General features: G+C 63.9%; 13 protein-coding genes and 3 pseudogenes. 2 read left to right on the top strand and 14 right to left on the bottom strand.

From position 1 onward, the window contains the following. Position 1: 1 nt before the first annotated feature. The 9 genes from H3U89_RS06770 to H3U89_RS06730 all read right to left on the bottom strand — a co-directional run bounded on the left by H3U89_RS06770 (position 2) and on the right by H3U89_RS06730 (position 10,824). On the bottom strand, positions 2-1,318 hold the full coding sequence (locus tag H3U89_RS06770) for an acetylornithine transaminase (protein WP_198179972.1): 1,317 nt from the start codon (positions 1,316-1,318) through the stop codon (positions 2-4). Next, positions 1,305-2,252 (bottom strand): acetylglutamate kinase, encoded by a 948-nt coding sequence (argB, locus tag H3U89_RS06765; RefSeq protein WP_045935516.1) that lies wholly within the window; start codon positions 2,250-2,252, stop codon positions 1,305-1,307. The genes H3U89_RS06770 and argB overlap by 14 nt, the downstream gene beginning before the upstream one ends. Positions 2,253-2,316: 64 nt before the next feature. Further along, positions 2,317-3,486 carry a bifunctional glutamate N-acetyltransferase/amino-acid acetyltransferase ArgJ gene (argJ, locus tag H3U89_RS06760; RefSeq protein WP_198179974.1) on the bottom strand — a complete coding sequence of 390 codons (1,170 nt, stop codon included), beginning with the start codon at positions 3,484-3,486 and terminating at the stop codon, positions 2,317-2,319. Beyond that, positions 3,483-4,574, bottom strand: a complete 1,092-nt coding sequence (argC, locus tag H3U89_RS06755) for an N-acetyl-gamma-glutamyl-phosphate reductase (protein ID WP_198179976.1) — start codon at positions 4,572-4,574, stop codon at positions 3,483-3,485. Before argC ends, argJ begins: the two co-directional genes overlap by 4 nt. 74 nt (positions 4,575-4,648) lie before the next feature. Continuing rightward, positions 4,649-5,251, bottom strand: coding sequence for a DJ-1/PfpI family protein (locus H3U89_RS06750; RefSeq protein ID WP_232345570.1), 603 nt, complete (start codon positions 5,249-5,251; stop codon positions 4,649-4,651). 264 nt (positions 5,252-5,515) lie between these two features. Then, positions 5,516-6,127 (bottom strand): DUF4190 domain-containing protein, encoded by a 612-nt coding sequence (locus tag H3U89_RS06745; protein WP_198179980.1) that lies wholly within the window; start codon positions 6,125-6,127, stop codon positions 5,516-5,518. Between the two features lie 25 nt (positions 6,128-6,152). Continuing rightward, entirely contained in the window at positions 6,153-8,759 is a 2,607-nt protein-coding gene (gene pheT, locus H3U89_RS06740) for a phenylalanine--tRNA ligase subunit beta (RefSeq protein WP_198179982.1), read from the bottom strand. Positions 8,760-8,766: 7 nt separating this feature from the next. Continuing rightward, positions 8,767-9,834 (bottom strand): phenylalanine--tRNA ligase subunit alpha, encoded by a 1,068-nt coding sequence (pheS, locus tag H3U89_RS06735; protein ID WP_045935521.1) that lies wholly within the window; start codon positions 9,832-9,834, stop codon positions 8,767-8,769. 69 nt (positions 9,835-9,903) lie between these two features. After that, a complete protein-coding gene (locus H3U89_RS06730) occupies positions 9,904-10,824 on the bottom strand; it encodes a TrmH family RNA methyltransferase (protein WP_198179984.1) in 921 nt (306 codons plus the stop codon). Between the two features lie 235 nt (positions 10,825-11,059). Here H3U89_RS06730 and H3U89_RS06725 point away from each other — a divergent pair, with 235 nt between their 5' ends. Then, positions 11,060-11,680: a superoxide dismutase gene (locus H3U89_RS06725; protein WP_015022073.1), complete on the top strand. Its 621-nt coding sequence runs from the start codon at positions 11,060-11,062 to the stop codon at positions 11,678-11,680. 112 nt (positions 11,681-11,792) lie between these two features. Here H3U89_RS06725 and H3U89_RS08570 read toward each other — a convergent pair. The 5 genes and pseudogenes from H3U89_RS08570 to H3U89_RS06710 all read right to left on the bottom strand — a co-directional run. Further along, positions 11,793-12,521 (bottom strand): annotated as a pseudogene (locus H3U89_RS08570) (energy-coupling factor transporter transmembrane component T family protein); the annotation flags it as partial. Between the two features lie 309 nt (positions 12,522-12,830). After that, positions 12,831-13,514: pseudogene (locus H3U89_RS08565) on the bottom strand (energy-coupling factor ABC transporter ATP-binding protein); the annotation flags it as partial. Positions 13,515-13,727: 213 nt separating this feature from the next. After that, a pseudogene (locus tag H3U89_RS08560) lies at positions 13,728-14,288 on the bottom strand (energy-coupling factor ABC transporter ATP-binding protein); the annotation flags it as partial. Between the two features lie 10 nt (positions 14,289-14,298). After that, positions 14,299-14,973 carry an ECF transporter S component gene (locus tag H3U89_RS06715; RefSeq protein ID WP_198179994.1) on the bottom strand — a complete coding sequence of 225 codons (675 nt, stop codon included), beginning with the start codon at positions 14,971-14,973 and terminating at the stop codon, positions 14,299-14,301. Positions 14,974-15,141: 168 nt separating this feature from the next. After that, on the bottom strand, positions 15,142-16,518 hold the full coding sequence (locus H3U89_RS06710; protein WP_198179996.1) for a dipeptidase: 1,377 nt from the start codon (positions 16,516-16,518) through the stop codon (positions 15,142-15,144). A 66-nt stretch (positions 16,519-16,584) separates the two neighbouring features. On the opposite strand from H3U89_RS06710, the gene H3U89_RS06705 reads away from it, so the two are divergent. Beyond that, the gene (locus H3U89_RS06705) at positions 16,585-17,211 is read left to right on the top strand and encodes a DUF3043 domain-containing protein (protein WP_198177517.1); all 627 of its coding nucleotides are present in this window, start codon (positions 16,585-16,587) and stop codon (positions 17,209-17,211) included. Positions 17,212-17,338 lie beyond the last annotated feature (127 nt).

Genomic DNA, 17,338 nt, shown 5'->3' with positions numbered 1-17,338 from the left:
ATCACCGATCACCCTGCGGCGAATCCACGTCCCCGAGACGGATCGGGATCTTGGAGAGAATGTCAACGGCCAGGTCGATCTGATCGGCCTGGATGATCAGCGGCGGCGCCAGACGCAGGGCATCAGGGGCCACGGGATTGACTATCAGCCCGTGGTCCAGGCACCAGGCGGCCACCTTGCTGGCACAGGGGGACCTCAGCTGGATGGCATCCAGCAGACCCCTGCCTCTGACCGAAGTGAAGAGGGGGTTGCCGCAGGCGGCTATGCCATCGCGCAGCCTCTTCCCCATCCGCTCTGCCCGTTCCAGCAGACCCTCCCGCTGGATGGTCTCCAGGGTGGTCAGCGCCAGGGCCGATCCCAGGGGGTTGCCACCGAAGGTGGAACCGTGCGTGCCAGGGGTCAGCAGACCGGAAGGCCCGGAGCCGAAGGTGATCATCCCGCCCATGGGGAAGCCGCCGGCCACCCCCTTGGCGAAGGTGAGCACATCAGGGCAGGCACCGCCGGACAGGCTTTGATCCTGGAAGGCGAACCAGTGGCCGGTTCTGCCCATGCCGGTCTGCACCTCGTCAAGAATCATCAATGCACCATGCCGACTGCAGAGCTCACGCACTTTTTCCACATAGTCGGGCTCCAGCGGCAGCACGCCAGCCTCACCCTGGATGAGCTCCAGTATGACAGCGGCCACTGGCTGGTCGGAAGCCTCTTCTCCTGTGAAGGCCTCCTCCAGGGCTTTGGGGTCGCCGGAGGGCAGGAAGCCCATCCCCGGCACCAGGGGCTGGAAGGGCACACGGATGGCAGGCTTCCAGGTCAGGCTCAGGGAGCCCATGCTGCGACCGTGAAAACTATGCGTCAGAGCCAGGATCCGCCCGGGATGGCCGCCCATGCGAGTGCCATGCAGCCGGGCCAGCTTGATGGCCGCCTCATTGGCCTCGGTTCCGGAGTTGCAGAAGAAGACGCGTGAACCATCCGGGGCCTGGGCCAGCTCCAGCAGCCGCTCGGCCAGTTCAATCTGAGGCCGGGAGGCGAAAAAGTTGCTGATATGGGCCATCTTGCCGGCCTGCTCGGCCAGGGCCTTGTTCCAGGCAGGATGGGCGTAGCCCAGGGCATTGACCGCGATCCCGGCCAACATGTCCAGATAACGATTGCCGTCGATGTCCCATATCCATGCGCCTTGGCCGTGGTCCATGACCCTGCCCGGCCTTCCGAAGACCTGCATGTGGACATGGTCATAGCGATCGGCCCATTGGCGACTCCGGGGACCCTCAACCGTTTCGGCTGGCTCCGCGACGTTGGCGCAATCTTGATCAGCCTTGTTCATGGCTCCTCCTCATGACCATTTCATGACCCGGCACAACCACGGTGCCGATCCCGTTTTGGGTGAAGATTTCGGTGAGCATGGAGTGCGGCTGCCGCCCGTCAATGATGTGGGCCTGACTGACCCCGGCACGCACAGCCTGCAGGCAGGCCTCCATCTTGGGACGCATCCCCGCCTTCATGTCTCCAAGCAGACCATCCAAACGATCCACTCCAATGCTGGAAATCAGGGAATCGGTCTGAGGCCAGTTGGCATAGAGTCCCTCCACATCGGTGAGAATGACCAGCTTTCTGGCGCCCAAGGCCGCAGCCAGGGCAGAGGCGGCGGCGTCGGCATTCACGTTGAGCACCTGGGTGGCGTCCTGCTCGTCCGGAGCCACCGAAGAAACCACAGGAATCCGCCCGGCATCAATCAGATCCTCCACGGCCGAAGCATCCACAGCCACGACTTCGCCCACCAGGCCCAAGTCCACCGGGTGACCGTCCACCATAGCGGTACGACGGGCAGCGCTGAACAGACCGGCATCTTCTCCAGACAGACCGACGGCCATGGGACCATGGGCATTGATGGCACCGACCAAATCCCTGCCCACCTGACCGGTCAGGACCATGCGGACCACCTTCATGATTTCCGGCGTGGTCACCCGAAGACCACCGCGGAACACCGAGGGGATGCCCAGGGCCTGAAGCATGGCAGAGATCTGGGGGCCTCCCCCATGGACAACCACCGGGTGCATGCCGACCTGCCGCAGGAAGACCATGTCCTGGGCAAAGCACCGGCGCAGGTGGTCATCAACCATGGCATGGCCGCCGTACTTGACCACGATCCGCTGACCTGCAAACTCCTCCAGCCAGGGTAGGGCCTCAATCAGCACCTGGGCCTTGCTGACATCGTCCAGGGCCCGTTCGGCTTCTGCCTCCTGCTCGCCATCTGCCATCCTTTTCCCTTTCCTCATTGCCGCTTCTGCCTCCGGTGCCTCACGCTCGTGCGCATGTGCCGGATCAGGTGTGGTAGTCGGCGTTGATGGTCACATATTCGTGGGTCAGATCGTCAGTCCAAACCGTGGCCTGGCTGTCGCCCTGCCCGAGATCGATATCGATATGGACCTCGGGCACGTGCATGTCGACCAGGGAGGGATCCTGTCCGGGGCGGCCCCCTTGGCAGACTTTGACTCCATTGAAGCTGACATCCACATGGTCCGGATCATAGGCCGCCGTCGAAACCGGCACGGTGCCCAGGGAGGCCACTACGCGACCCCAGTTGGGATCCTCACCAGCCACGGCGCACTTGAGCAGGGTGGAGCCGGAGACAGCGCGGGCACAGGCCAGGGCCGCGTCCTCACTTTCGGCCCCTTCCACCTGGATGCGGATACGGTGGCGGCTGCCCTCACCATCGGCCACAATGCGGCGGGACAGCTCACCGCAGGCCTGGCTGAGCAACTCCTGGAACTGATCGGGGTCAGGACGAACGCCGGAAGCGCCGGAGGCCATGAGCAGGACCGTGTCATTGGTGGACATGCAACCGTCCACATCGATCCGGTTGAAGCTGAGCCGGCAGGCCTCGGACAGAGCGCGGCGGGCCTGATCAGGCTCCACAATGGCATCAGTGGTGATCAGGCAGATCATGGTGGCCAGCTGCGGGGCGATCATCCCCGAGCCCTTGACCATGCCGCCCAGCCGCCAGCCGGAGCCGTCCAGGGCCACGGTCTTGGTGCAGGTGTCGGTGGTCAATATGGCCTTGGCTGCCGCCTCGCCGGCCTCCTGGCTGGTCGACAGCTCCTGGGCCGCCTGGTCGATGCCGGCCAGTATGGGGTCCAGGTGCAGCAGGTGGCCGATGATCCCTGTGGAACAGACGGCAACCCGCTCGGCTGGCAGGCCCAGATTCCTGCCTGTCCGCTCAGCCATGGCCTTGGCCTGGTCCAGACCCTCTGAACCCGTGCAGGCGTTGGCATTGCCCGAGTTGATGACCACGGCTCCTGCCCGACCCTCTTCCAGAATCCTGCTGGTCCAGATGACCGGAGCGGCCCGGAAGCGGTTGGGAGTGAAGACGCCAACGGCAGTGTCCATGGGCCCCTTGTTGACAACCAGGGCCAGGTTGCGGCGGCGTGAGCCTCCCGGGCGGTGGGCGATGGCGGTGCCTGTCTGGAAGCCCGCGGCGTAGGTGATGCTCATGGTGCCACTCCTATGGTTGTCAGACCGGTTTCCTCGGGCAGACCCAGGGCCAGGTTGACGGCCTGAAGGGCCTGGCCGGCGGTGCCCCGGGTCAGGTTGTCGATGGCTGCGAAAGCATAGAGACGGTCGGCGCGTTCGTCTGCAAGGACCTGAACCTGCGCCAGGTTCGAACCGTACACGTCGGCCGTGGAGGGGAGTCTGCCTTGGGGCAGCAAATCAACGAACGGCTCCTTGGCATAGACCTTTTCCCATACAGCGCGAATGCCCTCCGCCCCCAATGCACGTCCACGCGCGTTCAGCCTGGCCGAAACCACGGCCAGGATTCCACGTGACATGGGCACCAGGATGGGGGTCAGCCCCAAGCGAATCGGCTGACGATCTCCACCGAGGTCCGGATCGGCAGATTCTGCCTTGCGCAGGTTCTGCAGGATTTCAGGGATGTGCCTGTGGGTGCCGCCGACCGAATAGGGATGGGCTGAGTTGATGGCCTCGGCCGCGAGCAGATCCATCCTGCTGCTGGAGCGACCGGCACCCGAGTAAGCCACGGCAAGATCGGCCACCAGGTCGTCGGCCTGCACCAATCCGGCAGCCAGGGCCGGTTGGAAAGCCAGGGTGACTGCGGTTACGTTACAACCCGGACCTGCTATCCGGCGGGCGTGTTTGAGCAGTTCACGCTGACGGACGCCCTTTGCCGTCAATAGCTCCGGCATCCCGTAGGTCCAGGGAGAGAAAAAGTGGCCGCCGTAGTAGTCCTGCCAATCGACCGGATCCTCCAACCGATGGTCGGCACCCAGATCGACCAGCAAGGATTGTGGATCCAGCTGCTCTGCCAGGGGACCGGAGGCACCATGGGGCAGGGCCAGCACCACCAGATCATGGCCAGCCAGGACCTTCGGATCCGTGGTCTGAATCTGTAGCGAGGCCAGTGAATTGGGAAGATTGGGCGAGAACTCCCCCAGCTGTCGACCCGCTGAATCGCGCCCAGTGACCGTGCATACCCGGAATGCGGGGTGAGCGGCCATGAGCCGGATCATTTCAGAACCGGCATACCCGGAGGCTCCCACCACGGCCACTGTATATTGGTGCATGAACGCTCCTTTCACCGGGCACCATCATAAATAGTCATGCGACAAAATGCATAATTATGCAATCTGGCGTGTCGTTACGCTTTCGTCCGTGCAAAAGGGTCATAACCGGACTCACGGTTGCGGATGTATTCCATCTGGGTGCTGGCCTTGTCCGCAGCCTCGGGCCCGCAAGTATCTTCAACATAATCCAAGGCCATATCGATGCCAGCCGAGATGCCCGAGGAGGTGCGGAACTTTCCATCGACCACCCAACGGGCCTCTTTGATCCAATCCACCCTCTCACCCGTGCTGACCACCCAGTCAAAGGCCAGATCGTTGGAGGTGGCCCGCCGACCATCCAGAGCACCGGCAGCAGCCAGCAGAGCCGAACCCGTGCAGACAGTCAGCACCTGCGAAGACTGCGCAACCAGGCTCCGCAGATTGTTTAGCCAGCGGTCATCGTCAACCAGGGCGCGCGTGCCCGACCCGCCCGGTATAAGCAGAATCCCCCTGGGATCGATCTCCTCTGGTCCCAGGGCCTCGACCCTGGCACCGCCCTCGCTGACTTTCACGCCAGGACCATCCAAGGAGAATATCCGCACGCAGGCGCCATCTGTGTTGATGAAAACCTCAAAGGGCCCGAAGACATCCAGGGGTTCGAATCCGTCGAATACGACAATATTGACATCCGGCACCATTCGAATGAACCTCTCCCCACTGGCAGACCTGCAACTCATCAGTCTCAAGGCTGACATCAGTCGCACAGGCATGAATACTCATTGGCGCCAATGCTCACTTCCGGGAAGTGACATCACCGCCTCAATCGATGGTACCGCCAGGCCCATAACTGCCAGGTCCTTCCTGGCACTCTTTCACAGCTTCTTGCTCTCAGCCCACGGGGTATGAGCTTGCACAGGTGCGCAAACTTCTGCTGACACTGGCGGCACCTGTACCTTGAGAGTTCAGGCGCTGACGCCATCCCCGCCAGAGCCGCCGCCACCCGTTGAGGGCGACGGCATCATCTGCTGGTAGAAGTCGTTCAGGGAAATGCCGTTGGCCAGCAGCCAGAGCCAAGCCAGAGTGAAGAGCAGGTTGATGATCAGGGCAGCCATGGCCAGCCCGTAGCCCTTCATATGCAGGTGACGTGTCCGATACATGGAAATGCCGCCGAGCAGAGCTGGAACCACAGGTATTGGAAGAAAGAGGGCCATGAAAAAGGCGATGATGGCACAGGGATCCCAGTGACCGTAGACAGGATTTTGGGAGGGATCGTTCAAATTGGGCATGCCCTGGGGAGGCCATCCCGGAGTGCCAGGACGGGCTGTTTGGGGATTGCCAGGATTCCCGCCGCCACCGGGGCCCGGCTGCCCCGCCATGGGCATGGGCCGGTTGGTGGGGCTACCCTGGGACGAGTCGGATTCCTTGGCCTTGGGTTCGGGATCCGGGCGACCGTATATGTACGGATTCCATCCTGGATAACGATCGGCGCGCGCGCCGTACAAGGGCTGGTCGCCCCCATCATGATCCTGGCGGTCAGGTCCTCCAGCTGTGCCCTGTTCTTGAGAATCCGTCATGTCCCTCGGTCCCCTTGATGCCCGGTCAGGCGCGCAATACGGCACCCAGACCCGCAGTCTTGTCAACGATGGCCTGGCGCAGGAATTCGCTGTCCTCGGACGTCAATGTACGGTCCGGGGCGCGGAAAGTGACTGCGAAGGCCAGCGATTTTGCATGCTCACCGATCTGATCGCCAGTGAAAACGTCGAACAGCTCGATGGATTCAAGACTAGACCCAGCCGCTTCTCTGATGGCGGAAGTCAGGTCCGCTGCCGAGACCGTGTCCGGCACGGTGAAAGCCAGATCCTGGCGGACCGGCGGGAAGGTCGAGACCGGCTTGGCCTGCAGGGGCGTGTAGTCCAGGTGGTCCAGCACCGTGTCCAGACTCAGCTCGAAGGCGGCCGAATGGGCAGGAAGGCCCAGAGCCTGATCAACCCGGGGATGCAGCTCGCCCACCATACCGGCAAGCGTGCCATCATCGAGGAGCAGTCTGGCGGTACGGCCCGGATGCCACTGATCGGGCACCTGCTCGGCCGAGGGCTGCTCCAACCGATAGCGTGCACCCAGCCTGTCCAGGACCCGACGAGACGATTCGACTGCATCGGTCCAGTCCACATCCCTGCTGTCCTTGAGCCAGCCGTCCTCCTGGGCGCGGCCGGTCAGCAAGGCCGCCACATGCAGCCGCTGCTCCGGCAGACCCTGGTCCAGGCGGGCCAGATCCTCATCACTGGGCCGCACGCCGCCCGGAAGGGTGGGTACCGCAGGAGCCTTGGGATCGCGACGGAAGACATAGCCGATCTCGAAGAGGCGCACATCCGTGTTGCCACGTCGCAGGTTGCGCTCCACGGTGTTGGCCAGCGGCAGCAGCAGGCTCTGCCGCAGGTAGGGCCTGTCAGCGGCCATGGGGTTGGCCAGCTCCACGCTGTTGACATGGACCTCGTCAGGATCCATGCCGAAGGCCTTGAAATCATTGTCACCGACGAACGGGTAGTCCAGGACCTCGGTCAGCCCATACTCGGCCAGGGTGTCAGCCACCCAACGGCGACGCTGCTGGCGATCGGTCAGACCAACCGCACCGGACACCTTGGGTGATGGCACGGTGACGGGGATGCGGTCATAGCCCACCAGGCGGGCCACCTCCTCGACCAGGTCGCAACCCTCGCCCAGGTCGGGCCTCCAGGTTGGCGGGGTCACCGACAGCCGGTCCTGAGGATCACCCTGGACCGTGCAGCCGATGTCACGCAGGATGGCCACGATGCGCTGGGGCTCCACCTCCAGTCCGGTCAGACGTGCCACCTCGCTGACCGCGAAGTCGATGACCGGCATGGGCTTGGTCTGGTCCATATCCAGCGGGGCATCCAGGTCCTTACCACCGGCAAGGCGATGCAGCAGGTCGGCGGCCATGGCCGCGGCGGCCGGCTGCATCTGCGGGTCGACCCCGCGCTCAAAACGCTTGGAGGCCTCCGAGGGCAGCTTGTGGCGACGGGCGGTCCGGGCGATGGTCACCTGGTCGAAGTGGGCGGACTCGATCAGGATGTTCTTCGTCTGATCGGTCACCTCCCCATACAGACCGCCCATGACCCCGGCCAGACCCAGGATGCGGGAGCCCTCTTGTCCCTCGGGTGAGTCGGTGATGAGCAGATCTTCGGTGCTGAGCTCGCGATCCTTGCCGTCAAGGGTGGTCAGGTGCTCGCCCTGCCTGGCCCTGCGGACGACGATGGGCCCGCTGAGCTTGTCCAGATCATAGGCGTGCAGGGGCTGACCCAGGTCCAACATGACGTAGTTGGTTATGTCCACCGGCAGGCTGATGGAGCGCATGCCGGCCCGAACCAGCCGACGACGCATCCAGCTGGGAGTGGCGGCCTTGGGGTCGCACCCGGTCAAGGCACGCAGGTAGTACCGATCACAACCTGGCTGACCGTGAATAGGGTTCTCATCCTGAACGCGCACGGCCAGCGGAGCCTGATCCTCCTGAGCTGCCGAGACCGGCACCGTCTTGTTCAGCTCAATCACCGGATCCGTGTACTCGGCGCCCGTGGAGTGGTGGTATTCGCGGGCAACCCCTCGGTAGGAGAAGGCGTAACCACGGTCGGGGGTGATGTTGATTTCAAGGACGGGCCTGTTCATATGCAACAGGGCCATGGCATCGTCCCCCGGTTTGAGCTGCTCGTACTGCTCGGGGGTGAATCCGTAGTTGCGCAGCAGGATGATGCCCTGATGGTCCGAACCCAGCCCCAGCTCACGCTCGGAGGCGCACATGCCGTCCGAGATGTGGCCATAGGTCTTGCGCGGTTCGATGCGGAAGTCACCAGGCAGGACGGCCCCCGGCAGGGTCACCACCACCTTCTCGCCCGCAGCCATGTTCGGGGCCCCGCAGACGATGCCCCTGGGCACCTTGCGGCCCTGGTCGTCCACAGCGCTGTACTGCTCGCCCACATCCACATGGCACCAGTTGATGGTCTTGCCGTTCTTCTGAGGCTCAGGCTCGGCATCCACCACATAGCCGACCACGATGGGGCCGGTCACCGTGGACTGGTGAATGTCCTCTTCCTCCAGACCGACCCGGACCAGGTCCTTGGCCAGCTGTTCATAGGTCAGATCCTCGGGGACCTGCACATGCTCCTTGAGCCAGTCGATATCTACCATTGGCATCTGACGGTCACTCCCCCATCTCGAACTGCTGGCTGAACCGCACGTCGCCCTCGACCAGGTCGTGCATGTCGTTGATGTCGTGGCGCAGGAGCAGGGTCCGTTCCATGCCCACGCCGAAGGCGAAGCCTGAGTACCGCTGCGGGTCCACGCCGGCCGACCTCAGAACGTTGGGGTTGACCATGCCGCAGCCTCCCCATTCGATCCATCCGGGACCGCCCTTCTTGTCGGGGAACCAGAGGTCCATCTCGGCGCTGGGCTCGGTGAAGGGGAAGTATGAGGGCCGCAGTCTGGTCCGGGCCTCGGGACCGAACATGGCTACGGCGAGCTTGTCCAGGGTGCCCTTGAGGTCGGCCATGGTCAGGTGCTCATCGACGGCGATGGCCTCGCACTGGTGGAATACAGGGGTGTGGGTGGCATCCAGCTCGTCGGTGCGGAAGACCCTTCCCGTGCAGGCCACGTAGAGCGGCACACCACGGGTTATCAGGGAACGGGCCTGGTCGGGTGAGGTATGGGTGCGCATGACCATGTTGGACCCGACGAAGCCGGCGGCGTCCCTGGCCTGACTGCCCTTGACGTAGAAGGTGTCCTGCATCTGGCGGGCAGGATGGTCAGGGCCGAAGTTGAGGGCATCGAAGTTGTACCACTCGGCTTCCAGCTCGGGGCCCTGCGCGATGCTCCAACCCATGGAGACGAAGAAATCCTCCACATCCTCCATGAGTTTGGACAACGGGTGGCGGGCGCCCTGGGGGCGGCGGTTGACCGGCAGGGTCATATCCACCTGTTCGGCGGCCAGGCGGCGGGACTCCTCCTCCTGGCGCAGCTGCCGCTCCTTGAGCCCGTAGGCACGGCCGAAATCAGCCTTGAGCTTGCCTGCCAGACGCCCGGCGGTCTTCTTCTGATCCGCTGGCAGCCGTCCGATGATCCGGCCTGATCCGGCCAGGGCTGAACCTGTCCCTGCATACTTGGCCTTGATCGCCTTGAGTTCTTCCAGATCGGAGGCTTCGCGAATCCTGCCGATGCCCTCGTTGACCTCGTCGGTCATCGCCGCGGGGTCGAATTCTTCCTGTGCCACCATGGACCTTTCCACTGTTGCCAATGCCGTGTCCGGGCCGCGAATCAGCGGAAATCCCGGTCGTTGACGCCTTCACATTCTTTCAATACGACTCGACATGGCCATGGCGTAGAGCAGCACCGCCGCCGAGGTGGCCAAGTTGAGTGATTCAGCCCGCCCGTATATGGGTATGCGGACGATCTGATCCATGGACTGCAACAGGTCATTGGGCAGTCCACGTGCCTCATTGCCGAAGAGCAGGGCCATGGGCTGACCGGCCGAGTCTGGCTTGGCCAAGGCAGCGCCCGCCATCCATTCAGTCAGAGAGCGGACCGGTTTGTCCGGCGTGCCATAGACATCGGCCGCCACCATGATCCGTCCCTGCCGTCTGCACAGGGCCAGGAAGTCCTCGGTGCCCATAGTTATCAGGGGTATATGAAAGGCCGATCCAGCTGTGGAGCGAATGACCTTGGGATTGGCGGGTTCCACGCACTGGTCCACAAGGATGACCGCCCTGCAACCGGCAGCGTCGGCGGTGCGAATGACGGTTCCGGCGTTGCCTGGATCACGAATCTGCCAGAAGGCTGCCACCAGGTCGGACCCCTCCCCCGTCAGGCTCCGGGAATCGTCAAGGTCCGTAGGCTGGGCCAGGAATCCGTGCGTGCGCGCCTGAGCCAGAATCCCCTGGGCATTGCCGCTGATGGCACGCATGACCCGGGCGGAGACAAAGTGCCCATAGCAGTCAGGAAGCTCCCGAGCCTGCTCCATGATGGCGCCTACAGTCTCGTTGAGCGGGCGCAGATGGCTTCCCTGGGCTGCAGGAGAGGACTCATCCGCCTGAATATAAAGGTCAGTCAGCAGGTCGGGACGCCAGCGGACCGCCTCGCGCACGCTCTGCGGCCCCTCTATCAGGAAGCGGCCATGACGCTGCCGGGCCCGCCGATCCTGTAGTTCAGCCAAGCGATGAACGCGTTGGGCACGGGGATTGTCAAGAAGGGTGTCATCAAAGGGCATGGGCACCACTCTAGCCCCGCCAGTCGAGAGCCCCGCAGTCCAGAAGCCTGCGGCTTCACCTCGGTGAATCTACATCTGTGGGAAAGTTCACTGAAAGAAAGGTCTGCGCCCCTTGTGCTTGGCGAACAAGGGGCTAGTGTGAAAGAACCGGTCGGGTCGACCACGTCCGTCGTTGGTATGGCGCAGACCGACCATCACTCATCTGGCTTGGCCAGAATCATTGTGAGGAGACGATATGCCCGTATACACACTTCCCGATCTGCCCTACGACTACTCGGCGCTGGAGCCGTACGTGTCCGGCAAGATCATGGAGCTGCACCATGACAAGCACCATCAGGCTTATGTGAACGGTGCCAACAAGGCCCTGGAGCAGATCCACGACGCGGCCGAGTCCGGCAACGTGGCTCAGTCCAACCTGCTGGAGAAGAACCTGGCCTTCAACCTGGCCGGGCACAAGAACCACTCCATCTTCTGGAAGAACATGGCCCCGGCCATCGGCCAGGAGCCCACTGGCGAGCTCAAGGCCGCCATCGAGGACCAGTTCGGGTCCTTCCAGGGCTTCCAGACCTACTTTGAGTCCATGTGCGCAGGCATCCAGGGCTCCGGCTGGGCCGTCCTTGCCTGGGATACCCTGGGCGAGCGCCTGGTCACCCTGCAGATGTACGACCACCAGGGCAACCTGCCCGTCACCATCTTCCCGCTGGTTCTGCTGGACCTCTGGGAGCACGCCTACTACCTGGAGTACCTGAACGACCGGGCCAGCTACGTCAAGGCCTGGTGGCACATCGTCAACTGGGAGGATGCCTCCAAGCGCTTTGACGAGGTGCGCAACATCAACACCACACTGGCCAGGTAAAAGACCAGCGCTTCCACCCACAGGCGGACCCCGGTCCTTTCCCCTCTCTGCGGGAGGCGGAAAGGACCGGGGTCCCTCCATATCCGGAGTCTGCTGCAGAAATCCCCGACAGTCAGTTGCCGAAGAAGGCGATGGAGCCGGTCAGCGCAGCCACGGTTAGGGAAATCGCGGGCACGGCCAGGCATATGAGCAGGAAGCCCGCATCACGTGGTCTGATCTGGGAGACCCGGGCATGGGTGCGCGGTGTGCTGCCGCCGAAGCCCCTGGCCTCCATGGCCGTGGCCAAGGTCGTCGAACGCCTGATGGACAGGACCAACAGGGCGAAGGCCTGTGGCATAAAGGCCTTGAAACGGTTCTCATCGCCCAGTCCACGACTGCGGCGCGAGGCGGTCAGGGCCGACCAATCGTCCTTGAGAACTGTAAAGAGCCGCATGCCGGCCAGCCCCCCGTAGACGAAGCGATCAGGCAGGTGGAGCACCTGGCTGAAGGCATCGGCCAGGTCGGTGGCGTCTATTCCCAGTACGGTGATGATGGCGGGGATCCCGATGGCCAGGATTCGCAAGGCAGTGGCCAGGGCCAGATCCAGCGAGCGCTGGGTGATGTGGATCATTCCCCACTGCCAGAAGGTGGCGCCGCCGCTCTTGCCATAGAGGATGATCGCCAGGGCCGAACCTGGCGCCCCCAGGAAGATGGGCCAGGTGGATCTGACCACGCGCAGGGGCGTGAAGCCTGCCGCGCCCAATAGCAGGAACTCCAGGATCAGGGCCGTCGTGGCCGAGACCGGGTCCAAGCTGATCAGCAGGGGCAGCGCGGCCAGAAAGGCCCCGATCAGACGGAAGGCCGGATTGATGGAGGCTATGTATGGCGACCGGCTGGCCGGCTTGACCGGCTCGTACCGCTGGTCCATTGGTGTGACGGTCAGCCTGGCGGCAACGGTCTTCTGAAGAGTGTGCAAATCTGACCCGGCTGCAGGCCAGACGGTCTTCTGGGCTCCCGGAGGCGTCATTTCCACCAGGCGGGCATCCAGGGCCTGCACCAGCTCCCGGTCGTGGGTGACCAGGATGATGCAGGCTCCCTGGTCGCGCAGGTCTGCAATCAGCCGGGCCATGCTGACCCAGGTGTTCCTGTCCTGGCCGAAGGTGGGCTCGTCAAGAATCAGCACCTGGGGTGCAGCAGCCAGAGCCGAGGCCACGGTGAGCCGCCTCTTTTCGCCGCCCGAGAGCGTGTAAGGGTTGGCGCGGGCATACTGCCTCAGCCTGAAGCGGCCCAACAGTTCCTGGGCGCGAACCTGGGCCTGCTCCTCGCTCATGCCGGTGCGGATAGGGGCCAGTTTGACCTCATCCAGGACCGTACCCCGGGCGAACTGATGCTCAGGATTCTGAAAGACGTAGGCGATGCGCGCGGCCAGCTGGGATGAGGTCCACCGGATGGGCTCGGACTCCGCAGGCATCTGCCCCTGGGGTCCCCGAAGCAGGCGATCCCGGGCAAGGACCGAACCGGTCACCGGCTCCAGCAGACCAGCCAGGGTCATGGCCAAAGTGGACTTGCCGGCCCCGTTGGCCCCCACCAGGGCGGTGACCTGACCGGCCCTGAATTCCAGATTGATGTGCTCGGCCACTGCCTTGCCCTGACGACCCACCGCCAGATCCTGAGCAGCCAGCAGGACGGGATGATCATCCTGGCCGGAGCAGGATTGCCTTGACCTGGCCTGGACCCGTCCAAGCTCAGGGAGCGAATCCCCGGCGCTCCTGTAGGCTTCTGGAACCCAGACACCCAGGGATGCCAGGTCCAACCCGGAATCAGTGAAGACCTCCTGGGGGCTGCCGTCGGCCATGATCACAGTCTTGCGATAGGCCACAGCACCCGGACCGCCGGTGCCATCTTCAACCTCGCCCAGCCCAAGCACGATGACCCGGTCGATCATGTCCATCCAAGGCCCTGCCCGGTGCTCGACCAGAACCATGGTGGAGCCTTGCCGGTCCAGGACCTTCCTGACGGCATCGACTATCTGCTCGACGCCGACCGGGTCCAGGTTGGCCGTAGGCTCGTCCAATAAGAGCAGCCCAGGCTGCATGGCCAGGGCACCGGCCAGGGCCAGACGCTGCATCTGCCCTCCGCTCAGGTGCATGGTGGACCGGGTCAGTTGCAGGTCAGCCAAACCCACCTCGGCCATGGCCTTCCGCACCCGTGGCCAAATCTCCTGGCGGGGCAGCCCCATGTTCTCGGGCCCGAAGGCCACATTGTCACCCAACCGTTGAAAGATGGCCTGAGCATCCGGATCCTGCAGGACCAGGCCCACACGCCCCCGGCTGGAGACAGCGGGATTGCCGTCAATCAGGACCTGGCCCTGTGTCACCCCGCCCTCGTCATCCTCTACCTGGTCCTGGCTGCTCTGCGGGGCATGATCGCCCAGCAACCCGGCCACACCCTCAAGGATTGTCGATTTGCCAATGCCGGAAGCTCCCAGCAGAAGCACCCGCTGACCTGCAGGAATGCTCAGGGACAGATCCCTGACGGCGAAGTGGTTCCGATAGGCATGCCGATAACCCCAGCCGCGCAGTTCCAAGGCCGCTGGTCGGTAGGGGTTGTCCTGGATGCTCTGGTCCACGCCCGGGCCTCTACTTCCCGGCCGTACGAATATCGCGGCCGGAGGCGAAGCGGTCCAGAGCCCCGGTCGCGGCGATGGCCTTGTAGAGGTACCAAACCAGCACTCCGGCGATCAGAGCACCCGAAATCAGGGTGGCTATCAGATAGATCACCCCATAGGGACCGGTCAGGTTGATGGCCTGCAGATGCGTGCAGAAGGAATACAGCCAGCAGCCGAATCCAGCGGCAGCGCCCGACAGTGCCACCGTGGACATGTTCCAGCGCCGGTAACGCAGCAGTATGAAGACCAGCTCGGCCATGAAGCCCTGAAGCAGACCGATCAGTATGGTCTCCACAGGCACCCAGAGGCTGCCCAGCAGCGACTCCAGGATGGCTGCGACCAACTCGGCATAGACGGCGGCCCCCGGCTTGCGCACGATGACCAGGGCCAAGGGCCCGGCAAATAGGTAGAGACCGTTGAGGATACCTCCCAGACCGGGCACAACCCCGTCCAGGAAGGACCAGGGAATGGTGGTCACCATGGCGACCACCCAGTAGATGACGGCGGAAGCCACCCCGATGACCGAGGCGACGGCGATGTCCACCACCCTCCACCGTCGGGAGGGGGTCCTGACCTGGGAGGGAGTCCCCCCGGACTCCGGCTCTGATCCGGAAGCAGTGTTGTTTATGAAATGACCGTCGGTCATGATCTTGTGCCTTTCCTCGGGGCGCTCCCTATGAGCGCCATCCCGTTCAGGCACGGGTCCAGTGACATCCGTGCGCCGGCATTGCCCGGTAAACGTTCGTCCGGTTGAGGCTGAGCCTCCTCTCAGCCGCACGCCCTCAGGCATACGGCCCCCGTGTCACCTGCCATCCTAGAACATACGATGGTCAAGGGAATCCAGCAGGAGGGCCTCGGTGATGATGTTGTCGACCAGGCCCTGCAGGGAGATGGACTCGTTCGGACTGTGGGCATTGGACTGGGGATCCTCGGGACCGGTCACCAGGACCTGGGCCTCGGGGAAGAGCCGCTTGAGTTCGGGAATGAAGGGGATGGATCCGCCCTCGCCCTTGTTGACCGGGTCGCGTCCGAAGGCCTGCCGCATGGCCTCCTCGGCCTGCCGGACCACCGGACTGCCGGCGTCCATGGCCCATCCCATGCCCATGTCGCCGGGCGTGACCTCCACCCTGGCCCCACGAGGGGCATGGGCAATCAGGAAATCGGCCAGTGCCTGCGCGGCCTGCTCGGGCCGCTGGGTGGGGGCGGTGCGCAGGGAAATGCGGAAGCGGGTCTTATCGGCCAGCACGTTGAAGGACCCCTCCACCGGGTGGGCATCGAAGCCGATCACCGCCGCCGCAGGTTTGGTCCAGAGCCGGGAGGCCAGGGAGTCGGTTCCGGCCAGCCGGTAGGAGTCCACCACCCCGGCATCGGCACGCAGCTGGGCCTGGTCCAGGTCACGCTGCAGGCCGCCGATGGGTTGGCCGCCCTCCAGGCCGGGCACGGCAAGCTGGCCCTGGTCGTCATACATGGAGGCGATCAGCATGGCGGCCAGGGTGTTGGCATCCAGGATGGGCCCGCCGAACTGCCCGGAATGGACCGGGTGCTCCAGGGCTGTGACCGTGACATCCAGGTCAGCATTCCCTCGTAGGGAGGTGGTCAGGCTTGGGGTATCCGCCGACCAGTTGCCCGAGTCGGCCACGATGATCAGGTCCGATGCGAAGTCGTCCCGATGAGCCTGGAGGAAGGGGATGAAGCTGCGCGAGCCCATCTCCTCCTCCCCCTCGATGAAGACCTTGACGTTGACGCGCAGGTCCTTGTCCAAGGCGTGCAGGGCCCCCGAGTGGATGGCGATGCCGCCGCCGTCGTCGGCCGATCCGCGTCCGTAGAGCCGTCCATCCTTCTCGACACCGGTAAAGGGATCAGTGGACCACTGGGAGGAATCGGGCACCGGCTGCACATCGTGATGGGCATAGAGAAGGACAGTCGGGGCATCGGGATCCACCTGCCGGGATCCGATCACCTCGAAGGCGCCCGGGGTGCCGTCAGGATTGGTGGCCTGGACCACCCGGGCATCCACGCCCACCTGTCTAAGCTGCCCGGCCACATAGTCGGCCGAGCGGCGCATGTGATCCCCGGTGATCCCCTTGGCCGAGACCGAGGCCAGGGCGATCTTGTCCTTGAGCAGATCGACGATCCGGCTCCTATCGTCCTGCACACGGGTGCGGATCGTCTCCAGGCCCAGTCCCGCCATCGCTACCTCCTATAATTGCTTGCGTATCAATGCTTGCGAGTCTAGGCGTCACCGTAACCTGTTCGCATGACATGGAACCCCTTCTCACGCAAGGATCGACGGGACAAAGAGGCGGAGGCGGACCAGAAGGCCTCCACTGAAGAGGCACGAGGCAAGGGACGCCCCACCCCTAAGCGCAAGCAGGCCGAGGCCCGGAACCTGCGCCCTCTGGTCCCCAAGGACCGCAAGGCCTCACGCAAGGCCGCCAAGGCCAGGATCCGAGCCCGTGAGGATGCCCAGTACGAGGCCATGAGGACCGGCGACATCGACCACATGCCCAAGTCGGAGCGCCTGCCCTGGAGGATCTACATCCGCGACTATGTGGATGCCCGCTTCAACCTGCTGGAATGGATCTTCCCGGCCATCATCCTCATGTTCGTGGCCACCCTGATGGGTATGTTCGTGGGTCCGCAGCATTATGCCACCTTCACCATGGTGGTGACCATCCTTCTCTATGGCTACCTGATCGTGGCCCTGATCGACACCTGGCTGATGTGGCGCAAGCTCAAGCGGCTGCTGATCGACAAGTTCGGCGAGCGCTCGGTGGCCAAGGGTTCCCGCTCGGCCTCCTACGCCTGGCAACGGGCCATGATGGTCCGGCGCTGGCGGGTCCCCAAGCCCAGCCAGAGCAAGCGTGGGCACTGGCCCAAATGACAGCCGGTTGTCCTGACTTACCGACCCATCGATTAGCCGCGCCGCCCGGTTCCATTTGAGGTTCCGGGCGTTCTTCGTATTCACTCCACATTCTGCTGATGGTCTTCATTCTCCCAGCCTCTACGGC

This window comes from Bifidobacterium sp. W8104 (assembly GCF_016100735.1).
Lineage (GTDB): Bacteria > Actinomycetota > Actinomycetes > Actinomycetales > Bifidobacteriaceae > Bombiscardovia > Bombiscardovia choladohabitans.
This window is presented reverse-complemented; position numbering and strand designations above follow the sequence as displayed.